The 10,199-nt window shown below is 71.6% G+C and carries 12 protein-coding genes; 5 read left to right on the forward strand and 7 right to left on the reverse strand.

All coding sequences use genetic code 11. The features are described from left to right. Positions 1-133 precede the first annotated feature (133 nt). The gene (locus KDL01_RS02940; RefSeq protein WP_212526731.1) at positions 134-382 is read right to left on the reverse strand and encodes a (2Fe-2S)-binding protein; all 249 of its coding nucleotides are present in this window, start codon (positions 380-382) and stop codon (positions 134-136) included. Between the two features lie 137 nt (positions 383-519). Between KDL01_RS02940 and KDL01_RS02945 the strand changes: the two genes are divergently transcribed. After that, the gene (locus KDL01_RS02945) at positions 520-1,122 is read left to right on the forward strand and encodes a molybdopterin-dependent oxidoreductase (protein WP_212526732.1); all 603 of its coding nucleotides are present in this window, start codon (positions 520-522) and stop codon (positions 1,120-1,122) included. Positions 1,123-1,177: 55 nt separating this feature from the next. On the opposite strand, the gene KDL01_RS02950 is transcribed toward KDL01_RS02945, so the two are convergent. Beyond that, the gene (locus KDL01_RS02950; protein ID WP_212526733.1) at positions 1,178-1,828 is read right to left on the reverse strand and encodes a DUF4230 domain-containing protein; all 651 of its coding nucleotides are present in this window, start codon (positions 1,826-1,828) and stop codon (positions 1,178-1,180) included. A gap of 60 nt (positions 1,829-1,888) precedes the next feature. Between KDL01_RS02950 and KDL01_RS02955 the strand changes: the two genes are divergently transcribed. After that, a complete protein-coding gene (locus KDL01_RS02955) occupies positions 1,889-2,092 on the forward strand; it encodes a hypothetical protein (protein WP_212526734.1) in 204 nt (67 codons plus the stop codon). A gap of 12 nt (positions 2,093-2,104) precedes the next feature. On the opposite strand, the gene pknB is transcribed toward KDL01_RS02955, so the two are convergent. From pknB to KDL01_RS02980, 5 genes are all read right to left on the reverse strand, one after another. Next, a complete protein-coding gene (gene pknB / locus KDL01_RS02960) occupies positions 2,105-3,922 on the reverse strand; it encodes a Stk1 family PASTA domain-containing Ser/Thr kinase (protein ID WP_212526735.1) in 1,818 nt (605 codons plus the stop codon). Positions 3,923-3,982: 60 nt separating this feature from the next. Beyond that, on the reverse strand, positions 3,983-4,762 hold the full coding sequence (locus KDL01_RS02965) for a thiazole synthase (protein ID WP_212526736.1): 780 nt from the start codon (positions 4,760-4,762) through the stop codon (positions 3,983-3,985). A 1-nt stretch (position 4,763) separates the two neighbouring features. Continuing rightward, the gene (gene thiS, locus KDL01_RS02970; protein WP_212526737.1) at positions 4,764-4,976 is read right to left on the reverse strand and encodes a sulfur carrier protein ThiS; all 213 of its coding nucleotides are present in this window, start codon (positions 4,974-4,976) and stop codon (positions 4,764-4,766) included. Beyond that, positions 4,976-6,154 carry a glycine oxidase ThiO gene (thiO, locus tag KDL01_RS02975; protein WP_212526738.1) on the reverse strand — a complete coding sequence of 393 codons (1,179 nt, stop codon included), beginning with the start codon at positions 6,152-6,154 and terminating at the stop codon, positions 4,976-4,978. The genes thiS and thiO overlap by 1 nt, the downstream gene beginning before the upstream one ends. Positions 6,155-6,375: 221 nt before the next feature. Then, positions 6,376-6,996, reverse strand: coding sequence for a hypothetical protein (locus tag KDL01_RS02980; protein WP_212526739.1), 621 nt, complete (start codon positions 6,994-6,996; stop codon positions 6,376-6,378). A gap of 127 nt (positions 6,997-7,123) precedes the next feature. On the opposite strand from KDL01_RS02980, the gene KDL01_RS02985 reads away from it, so the two are divergent. The 3 genes from KDL01_RS02985 (at position 7,124) to KDL01_RS02995 (ending at position 10,073) form a co-directional block, all read left to right on the forward strand. Next, positions 7,124-7,489 (forward strand): Rv2175c family DNA-binding protein, encoded by a 366-nt coding sequence (locus tag KDL01_RS02985; RefSeq protein ID WP_307846038.1) that lies wholly within the window; start codon positions 7,124-7,126, stop codon positions 7,487-7,489. Next, positions 7,490-8,194, forward strand: a complete 705-nt coding sequence (gene thiE, locus KDL01_RS02990; protein ID WP_212526740.1) for a thiamine phosphate synthase — start codon at positions 7,490-7,492, stop codon at positions 8,192-8,194. 262 nt (positions 8,195-8,456) lie between these two features. Continuing rightward, complete coding sequence (locus tag KDL01_RS02995) at positions 8,457-10,073, forward strand: MFS transporter (RefSeq protein ID WP_212526741.1); 1,617 nt, start codon at positions 8,457-8,459, stop codon at positions 10,071-10,073. Positions 10,074-10,199 lie beyond the last annotated feature (126 nt).

Below are 10,199 nucleotides of genomic sequence, written 5' to 3' on the forward strand. Positions count from 1 at the left end.
CGTGACAGCACGTAGTCTTGCACGCACGTAGGGCGAATCCCGTGCATCTCGGGCGTGGGGCGTGGATCGGCCTCGCGGCGTGGCCGGGAGGCGGTCGTCGTGCCGCGACAGGTCGGGTGATCGGGTCAGCCGCTCAGGCGGCGGCGGTGATCCCGGCGTGCAGGGCCGCGGCGTCGCAGGCGGACGGGCAGGCGGCCAGGGTCTGGTCCACGCAGGGGCGGGAGCGGGCCTGCTCGAGCAGGCAGCCGAGGCGTTCCACGCAGGTCCCGCAGCTGGTGCCGGCGCCGCAGCGCTCGCCGAGTTCCTCTTCGGTGTCCGCGCCGGCCGAGATCTCGTCCTGTATCTCCTCTTCGGTGATGCTGAAGCAGACACAGGCGTACATGGGCGGAACTCCTCGAAAATGGGACAGACCGGATCGGGTAAGGCAAACCTAAGCTAACTCAGGGACTCGGCGCATGCAACCACACCTGCGCAGATTGTGGTCTGGAGCACACCGGCAGGTCTGGGACGATAGAACCCATGGTGGGTCTTCATGAGGCGAGGCCGACGGATCTGCGGTTGCCGCCGGGGCAGCGCCCGCAGACGGCGTGGCCGGTGCTGCACTACGGGCCGGTGCCGCGGTTCAAGCCGGAGCGCTGGAATCTCCAGGTCTACGGGGCCACTCTCGACGGTGGGAACCACACCTGGGACTACGCCGGATTCCAGGAGCTGGCGCGTACCGAAGTGACCGCGGACCTGCACTGCGTGACCAAATTCAGCCTGCTGGACAACGTCTGGGGCGGCGTGCTCGCGCAGACCCTGCTCGAACTCGCCCCGCCCGCTCCGGAAGTCACCCACGCCATGGTCTGGGCCGAGTACGGCTACTCGGCCAACCTGCGCATCGAGGACCTGCGCTCCCCGGCCAGCATCCTGGCCACCCACCGCGGCGGCGAGCAGCTCACGCCGGAGCACGGCTTCCCGCTGCGCCTGGTGGTGCCGCACCTCTACGCCTGGAAGGGCCCGAAGTGGGTGCGCGCGATCGAGTACCTGACCGTGGAACGCCGCGGTTTCTGGGAGGAGCGCGGCTACCACACCATCGGGGACCCCTGGCGCGAGCAGCGCTACTCCTACCAAGAGGGCTGATTCGGTCCTCCGGCGCGGGCGGCGCCGCCCGCGCCGGAGCGGGCCCCGGCCGGCCTCAGCCGGTGTACTTCACCGAGACGTTCTTGAATCCGAGTGACTCCAACAGACTCGTGAGCATCGCAGTGGTGTTCTTCTCCGCGTCCGCCACCAGCTGGCTCTTGGCCGCCGCGCCCTCGATCTGCTTCTGCGCCAGCTCGTAGACCGCCTGCTGCGAGTTCGGGTTGCCGCTCAGGAAGCTGTTGACCCGGGTGAACAGGCCCTGCTGCTGCGCGAAGACGTAGGACTGCTGCACGTTCAGCTGGGCCGCCTCGAGCTGTGCCTTGGGCAGGGTCAGCGCGGCGGTGAGCCGGTCCGCGGACACCTGCACGTTCTGCCCCTTGAGCTTGGAGAAGTCGACGTAGGAGTTCTCCGTGCCCACCCCGATGAACAGGGTGTCGCTGCCTTCGAGGAAACTCGGCAGAATCGAGCCGCCGGAGGAGATGTCGACCACGACCTGGAAGGTGCCGCTGGCCGCCTCGTATTTGGACAGCTGGACGATCGACTGCAGCAGCACAGGTCCGGAGCGTTCGGTCGTCGTCTCCGAGAATGGATTGCGCAGTTGGGGTAGGAGGTGAATGGCGGATCCGACCAAGACCAGCCCGACCGCCACCACCAGGGCTATGCCGCCCGCTACGAACCGCCTGCGCCACTCGCTCAGCCTAGCCACCTGTGACCACCCACCCTTGTCCATCCGCTTCACGACGATCCCGAAGGAGTACGAACTTCCGTGCCTGGCTTCAGATTGCCCCGCAATCGACGAGACGAACGCCCGCGCAGACGCGGCTTCAACGCGCTGTGGGCGTTCTTCTGGCTCATCGTTCTGATCATCGTGCTCGGACTGCTGTTCGGCGGGTACCGCAAGGGCACGCCGATCCACAACCCGGGCAGCTGGATGCGGGCCGCGGCCGAGCAGATCAGCAGTACGCGATAGTACTCAGAAGTCTCAGTAGTAGAGCGTCACGGTGCCGCCGGAGTCGGTGCTCGAGCCGCCGCCGGGCGACTGGTGCAGCACCGTGCCGAGCACGAACGAGATGTGGTGCGTGACGACCTGGAAGCCGAGGCTCTGCAACCGGGTGGTCGCGTCCCCGATGCTCATGCCGGTCACGTCCGGCACGAGCACCTGCGCGGGCCCGGAGGAGAGCACCAGCGTGATCGTCGAGCCCTGTGTCGCCGTGCCGGTCGGGGTGTAGGCGGCCACGTCGCCGGCCGCCACGCTCGAGGTCTGCGTCTGCGCCGAGACGGACACGCTGAAGCCGAGGGCGCTGAGCTTGCCGGTGGCGTCGGACTGGCTCAGGCCCGTGACATCGGGCACCGAGACCGGGGCCGGGCCGCTGGAGACCCCGAGCGTCACGGTGGCGCCGTCGGCCACCGGGCGCCCGGAGCCCGGGTCGGTGGAGGCGATCTCGCCGGCCTGCACGCTCTGGCTGGAGACCTGGGTGAGCTTGTACTTCAGGCCGTCGTTCTCCAGCGCCCGCTCGGCCGTCGAGGTGCTCAGCCCGGTCAGGTCCGGCATCGACTGGTAGTGCGTGCTGCCGTAGAGCCAGGCGCCGATGCCGACCCCGGCCGCGATCAGCATTATCACCAGGAAGATGACAAGGCCCCGGTAGCGCCGCCGCGGCCGGCGGTCGTCCGGCAGGTAGCGGTAGGGCTCGTCCGGCCGACGGCGCGGGGCGACCGGGGGCAGCGGCGAGGCCACCCGGGTGGGCGTCGGCCCCGGCAGGTCCATCCGGGTGGGGGAGACGTCCGGGCGGGTGGCGTTGGCCTGCCCGCCCCGCAGCACCTGCGTGGCCTCCGCGGGGGCCGGGGCGCCGCCGAGGTCCAGGGCGGCGTCCGGCAGCGCCGCGTAGGCCGCCCGCAGCTCGGTGCGCAGGGCGTTGGCGTCGGCCGGACGGTGCTCGGGCTCGCGGGCGGTGGCCCGGGCCACCAGGGCGTCGATCGCCGGGTCGAGGCCGGGCAGCAGCCCCGAGGGGGCCGGCACCCGGCTGCTCACGTGCATCTGGGCGACCTGGACCGGGGAGGGCGCGCTGAACGGCTTGCGGCCGGTGAGCAGCTCGTAGAGCACGATCCCGGCCGAGTACACGTCCGAGCGCTGGTCGCAGGAGCCGGTGCGCACCAGCTCGGGCGCGAGGTAGGAGGCGGTGCCGATCAGGCCGCCGCCGGGCAGCGAGCCGCTCAGCGAGCCGACCTCCGGGCCCCCGGCCACCGAGCGGGCCAGGCCGAAGTCGGTGACCTTCAGCGCCGCCGCGTAGGAGTGCGACTGGGCCAGCGCCGCGTCGTTGATCAGCACGTTCTCCGGCTTGACGTCCCGGTGCACGATCCCGGCCCGGTGCGCGGCGCCCAGCCCGGCCAGCATCGCGTCGAGCACCTGCATGGCCTGGCGCGGGGTCAGCCGCCCGCGCCGGCCGAGCAGCTGTCGCAGGGTGCTGCCCGGCACGTACTCCATGGCCAGGTAGGCCAGCGTGGGCGACCTGCGGTCGCCGGCGCCGAGCACCGACTGGTCGTAGACGTTGACGATGTTCGGGTGGCTCAGCCGGGCGGTGGACTTGGCCTCGCGGATGAAGCGGGCGACGTACTCCGGGCGTTTGGCCAGTTCGGAGTCGATCACCTTGAGCGCCACCGGCCGGTCAAGCCGCCCGTCCCAGGCGCGGTAGACCGCGGCCATCCCGCCGTGCGCCAGCCGCGCCTCGACCCGGTAGCGGCCGTCGACGAGCTGCCCGGGCTGGAGGTCCTCGGGCTGCGGCAGGCTGACGGCGGTGCTCACAATTCCCGAGTCTAAGGGGAACCCGGTCTCCGGCACCGTACGAGTCTCATCCCAAAACGGTTAAAAGGCAGGCGTTTCGTCACGGGATGGTGACGAAGCCCGGGCATAGCGCCGCCGCGGGATCCGCCCGGCCTCGTGGCAGGCGCGCCCGGCCGCGACCGCGTCGCGCATCGCCGCGGCCATCAGCGCGGGCCGCTGCGCCCGGGTGACGGCCGAGGCGAGCAGCACGCCGGCGCAGCCGAGCTCCATCGCCAGCGCCGCGTCCGAGGCCGAGCCGATCCCGGCGTCCAGGATCACCGGCACCCCGGCCGCCTCCACCATCAGCTCGATGTTGTGCGGGTTGCGGATGCCGAGGCCGGAGCCGATGGGCGAGCCGAGCGGCATGACCGCGGCGCACCCGGCCTCCTCCAGCCTGCGGGCCAGCACCGGGTCGTCGTTGGTGTAGGGCAGCACCGTGAATCCGTCCTCGACCAGGGTGCGCGCGGCCTCGAGCAGTTCCACCGGATCGGGCAGCAGGGTGTGCTCGTCCGCGATGACCTCGAGTTTGACCCAGTCGGTGCCCAGCGCCTCCCGGGCCAGGCGCGCGGTGAGCACGGCGTCGCCCGCGGTCAGGCAGCCGGCCGTGTTCGGCAGGAGCGCGATGTCGAGCTCGGCCAGCAGGTCCAGGATCGAGCCGCGGGTGCCGGCCGCCACGCGGCGCATGGCCACGGTGGTCAGCCGGGTGCCGGAGACGGTCAGCGCCTCGCGCAGGATCTCCAGGCTGGGCGCGCCCCCGGTGCCCATGATCAGCCGCGAGCCGAAGTCGCGTCCGGCGATGCGCAGGGTGTCCGTGTCGCTCATCTCAGCCTCCTTGCACCGCGGTCAGGATCTCGATCTCGGCCCCGTCGGCCAGGACCGTCTCGGGCCAGGACGCGCGCGGCACGACCTCCCCGTCCACGGCCACGGCCACCCCGGATCGGCTCGGGCTGCGCTCGGCCACCAGCGCGTCGAGGCGCCGGCCGGCCGGCAGTTCGCACCGTTCTCCGTTGACGGACACGGTGATCGACGGGTTCATCAGAACTCTCCTGTCGACGCGGCGAGGCGGTCCGCGGCGGCGAACCGGTCGGGGGAGAAGGGCGCGGCGTACTCCGGCAGCGCGCCCTCGGTGAGCAGATCGGCGACGGCGTCCGCGGTCACCGGCGTGAGCAGCACGCCGTTGCGATAGTGGCCGGTCGCGGCGATCAGCCCGGGCAGCGCGGTGTGCCCGAGCAGCGGCGCGTTGTCGGGGGAGCCCGGGCGCAGTCCGGTGCGGGCCTCCACGAGCGGCAGCTCACTGATACCGGGCAGCACGTCGTGGGCTTCGCGCAGCAGTTCGTAGACGCCGCCCGCGGTCACGCCGGTGTCGAAGCCGAGCTCGTCGCTGGTGGCGCCGACCACGAGTTCGCCGTGCGCGCGCGGCACCAGGTAGACGGAGCGGCCGCGCACCAGGGCGCGCAGCGTGCGGGTGAGCACCGGCACGGCCGGCATGGCCAGCCGCAGGATCTGGCCGCGGACCGGGCGGATGCGCGGCAGCACGCCGGGCGGGAGCCCCTCGATCTCGCTCGACCAGCAGCCGGCCGCGAGCACGACGTGCTCCGCGGGCAGCCGCTCGCCCGACTCCAACAGCAGGCCCCTGACACGCTCGGTGCCGTCGGTCAGCAGCCCGGCCCGGGCGCGGTGCAGGCACACCCCGGCCTTCTCGGCCGCGGCCAGCAGCGCCGCGTGCAGCATCCGGTTGTCGATCTGGTGGTCGCCCCGCACCAGCAGCCCGGCCTGCACGCCCGGGGCCAGCAGGGGTTCGAGCCGGCGCGCCTCGCGGCCGGTCAGCCGGTCCGAGTCCAGGCCCAGCCGCGCGTGGAATCGCGCGGTCTCGGCGAGCACCGCCTGGTCGTCGCGGTCGAAGGCGACGGCGAGGGTGCCGCGGGTGTCGAAGCCCGCCGGCATGTTCGTGAAATTTTCAAGTTCCCGGACGAACTCCGGGTACGCGGCGGCCGAACGCAGGTTCAGCGCGAGCAGGCGTTCCTCGCCGTAGTGCGCCTCGGTGACCGGCGCGAGCATCCCGGCGGCGGCGCTCGAGGCGCCCGAGCCCGGGTCCGGATCGGCCAGGCAGACCCGCAGTCCGCGGCTCGCCGCCCGCCAGGCGACGGCCAGGCCGATCAGCCCGCCGCCGAGCACGGCCACCTCGCGGCCCGGGCGTGGTCCGGTACAGGACACGTTCCTCCCTCCACCGGCACTGCCCTGGGGCGGCGCACGGCCAGGTTCGAACGGTCGGAGACCGCAGCCGTCTCCCTCTCAACCCCCGCGTCGTGGGGACTCCCGTGGTGTATGGAAGTTTTCGGGCAACAGCTTAGCCGGGACCGCGATGCGGTCCCGGCCGGGGTGAAGCTGAGCTGGCGCACCCGGGCCGAGGGGCCCGGTGGCGGTGGGTCAGCGGGTCAGGAGGTGCTGGTGGCGGGCGCGGTGATGGCCGCGCCGAAGACGTTGGTCAGGGTCAGCACGGCGAGTACGACGCCGACCACACCCACGATGACCGCGGCGATGGAGACGGCCTTCGACCACGCCGGGGACTTGCCGCTCAGCAGCAGGCTCGGCGAGAGCAGCGAACCGGCGCCGAACAGCACGGCGGCGGCCGCGAAGACCAGCGCCCACTGGGCCTGGGTGTGCCAACCGGCGTGCGTGATGTCCACGTACTGCTGGTTGGTGATCTGGGACTTGAGGTTGACCTCGTAGTTGTCCAGGTCGCGCGTGCTCACCACGCTCGAGGTCCAGTTGGTGGTGAGCGAGACCAGGCCGAGCACGATACCCGCGAGCCCGAAACCGCCCGAGACCGCACCCGAGCCCGGGACGTCCTCCTCGGCCTCCGGCTCGTCGATCTCGATCAGTTCTTCGGGCAGGTTGGCGGCCTGGGCGCCGCCAAGCGCCACGAACTCGGTCTCGGCCTCAGGCTCGTCGATCTCGACGAGCTCGTCCGGCAGGGCCTCGGTGGCGCTCTTGGACTCGACGAGCTCGGCCTCCTCGGCCTCGGTCCCGTCCGTGGTCGTGGTGTTTTCCGTCATAGCCGCACACCTTAGGGCTTCCGGCTGAGAGTGTGGTAAACGAAGGGACACGATTTCCGGCTCGGCGCTGTGTGGCACCCCCGGCGCGGGTGGTCTGGGGTGCGCCGCGGCGTGGCACAGTAGAGGGGTGACTACGCCTGATGTTGACCTCGACACGCTCATCACCGACTGGCTGACCATGCCCGACCTGGCTGAGCGCATGAACCTGCTGGTGACCAAGGCCCGGCAGCTGGTCAAGGACCGGCAGCTGGTGGCCGTGCGCCGAGGCGAGCGCAACGTGCTCTCGGTGCCCGCCGCGTTCATCGACGGCGACCAGGTGCTCAAGGGGCTGCCCGGCACCATCACCCTGCTCGCGGACAACAAGTACACCGACGAGGAGGCGCTGCGCTGGATGTTCACCCCGGACGAGACCCTGCCCGGCACCCCCGTCCAGGCGCTCAGGGAGAACCGCGGCACCGAGGTGCGCCGCCGGGCCCAGGCGCTGGGCTTCTAGGTGGCCGGGGATCTCACCGCCGGAGCCGAACGGCGGCTGGCCGAGGCCCGGCTGTACCTGTGCACCGACGCCCGGCTGGCGCAGGGCGACCTGCCGAAGTTCCTCGACGCGGTCCTGGCCGGCGGCGTGGACGTGGTCCAGCTGCGGCACAAGGGCCTCGAGGCGGCGCGTGAACTCGAGCTGCTCGACGTCGTGGCCCGCGCCTGCGCGCGGCACGGGGCGCTGTGGGCGGTCAACGACCGCGCCGACCTCGCGCACGCCGCCGAAGCGCCGATCCTGCACCTGGGCCAGGAGGACCTGCCGGTCCGCTTCGCCCGCGGCATCGTCGGCGACGGCACGCTGATCGGCCGCTCCACCCACGCCGAGGCCGAGGTGGACGCGGCCGTGGCCGACCCGGATGCCGGATACTTCGCGGTCGGCCCGTGCTGGCCCACCCCGACCAAGCCCGGCCGCCCGGCCCCCGGCCTCGACCTCGTGCGCCACGCCGCCCGGGTCGCCACCCCCCAGGTGGACGGCACCAAGCCCTGGTTCGCCATCGGCGGCATCGACGCGGGGAACCTGGACCAGGTGCTCGAGGCCGGCGCCCGCCGCGTCGCCGTCGTCAGGGCCCTGACCGCCGCCGCCGACCCCGCCGCGGCCGAGGAGGCCGCCCGGGTGCTCTCCACCCGCCTGCGCGCCGCCGTCGAGGCGGACGCAGAGGGCTGAGGCTCCCCCGTCCCGCCACGCGCGCCGCGTTCCCCCCTTCGGGAGCGCGGCGCGCGTGCTTGTTCTCCTGCGCTTCCTCAACGCTTCTTGTCCTCTTCCGATGCGCTTCCGGCCCGCGTCACCTGCGCCGCAGTACGCCACGGTGCGCCACGCCGTGCGAAACGGAACGGTTGCGTTCCGCAATGGCCGCCGCTAACCTCGAACTCAGATACGGAACGGTCTCGGATCGTAAGTCCGGGGCACCTTCGAAGGGGGACACGCCGTGAGTGACGCACACGACGCCGACTACTCCGAGCACACCGGACACCCGCGCCGCTGGATCATCCTCGGCGGCCTGGTCTTCTCACTGCTCGTGGTCGTGCTCGACAACACCGTCCTGAACGTCGCGCTCAAGACCATGTCGGAGCCGAAGCCCAAGGGTCTGGGGGCGAGCCAGTCCGACCTCGAATGGGCGATCAACTCCTACACCCTGATCTTCGCCGGGCTCCTGTTCACCTGGGGCATCCTGGCCGACCGGCTCGGGCGCAAGCGCATCCTGATGCTCGGCATGGTGCTGTTCGGCATCTCCTCGCTGCTGACCGCCTACGCGCAGAGCCCGGGCGAGCTGATCGCCGCGCGCGCCGCGATGGGCTTCTCCGGCGCCGCGATCATGCCGTCCACCCTCGCCATCATCGCCAACGTCTTCCCGCGCCACGAGCAGGGCAAGGCCATCGGCATCTGGTCCGGCTCGGTGGGCCTGGCCATCGCCATCGGCCCGGTCGTCGGCGGCGCGCTGCTCAACAACTTCTGGTGGGGCTCGGTCTTCCTGATCAACGTGCCGATCACCGTCATCGCGTTCGTGGTCATGCTCATCCTGCTGCCGGAGTCGAAGAACCCGAAGCCCGGCCGGCTCGACCCGCTCGGCGTGGTGCTGGAGATGGCCGGCCTCGTCCTGTTCGTCTACGGCATCATCCACGCGGGTGACACCGGCGACTGGGGCAACGTCACGGTCTGGGGCTCGATCGCCCTCGGCGTGCTGCTGATGGCCGGGTTCGTGCTCTGGGAACTGCGCAACGACCATCCGGCGCTGGACGTGCGCCTGTTCTCCAACCGCCGCTTCTCCGCCGCGGTGATCGCGGTCGCGCTGACCTTCTTCGCGATGATGGGCGGGATGTTCTTCTTCTCGTTCTACCTGCAGTCGGTGCGCGGATACTCGCCGCTGATGTCGGGCGTGTTCATGCTGCCGTTCGCGGCCGCGATGGTGGTCTTCTCCCCGCTCTCGGCCGGCATGGTCAAGCGCTTCGGCCCGCGGGCGGTCGCCGTCACCGGACTGGTCTGCATCGCCGTCGCCATGGCCTGCTACCAGTTCGTCACCGAGTCCTCCTCGATGTGGATCTACCTGCTGATCGCCTTCATCCAGGGCGCGGCGATGGCGAACGTGATGCCCCCGGCCACCACCACCGTCATGACCTCGCTGCCGCGGCAGATCGCGGGCGTCGGCTCCTCGGTGAACAACACCGTCCGCCAACTCGGCGGCGCCCTCGGTGTGGCGGTGCTCGGCACCATACTGACCACCGCTTACCGTGGCCGCATGCAGCCGCTCATCGGCACCGTCACCAGCCAGCTCTCGCCGGACCAGGTGCACTCGGTCAGCGGCTCGATCGAGGCGACGCAGGAGATGGTCGCCGGAGCCACCGCGGCCGGCCACCCGCAGGCGCAGCAGCTGCTCAAGCCCGCGAACGAGGCGTTCGTGCACGCCATGCACGTCACGACCGTGACCGGCGCCGGCGTCATGCTGCTGACCGCGCTGGTGGTGTGGCTGTGGCTGCCCAAGCACGTCCCCTCGGCCTCCGGCGACCCGATGGACGCCATGACCCGGGCGGAGAGCGTCGCGGCGTGAATCCGGTCGCGAGTGTGGGCGCGGGCGTCGGTGTGGGTAGGGACCCGGGTACGGACATGGACGTGAGTGTGGACGTGCAGAGGGACGAAACCGAGGCGGCGGGTACGGCGGGCGACGGGGCCCCAC

Origin of the sequence: Actinospica durhamensis (assembly GCF_018139695.1) — a bacterium.
GTDB lineage: Bacteria > Actinomycetota > Actinomycetes > Streptomycetales > Catenulisporaceae > Actinospica > Actinospica durhamensis.

Coding starts and splice junctions, on each gene's coding strand:
- KDL01_RS02940 (WP_212526731.1), bottom strand. CDS start 382: ATGTACGCCTGTGTCTGCTTCAGCATCACCGAAGAGGAGATACAGGAC.
- KDL01_RS02945 (WP_212526732.1), top strand. CDS start 520: ATGGTGGGTCTTCATGAGGCGAGGCCGACGGATCTGCGGTTGCCGCCG.
- thiS (WP_212526737.1), bottom strand. CDS start 4,976: ATGAACCCGTCGATCACCGTGTCCGTCAACGGAGAACGGTGCGAACTG.
- KDL01_RS02965 (WP_212526736.1), bottom strand. CDS start 4,762: ATGAGCGACACGGACACCCTGCGCATCGCCGGACGCGACTTCGGCTCG.
- KDL01_RS02980 (WP_212526739.1), bottom strand. CDS start 6,996: ATGACGGAAAACACCACGACCACGGACGGGACCGAGGCCGAGGAGGCC.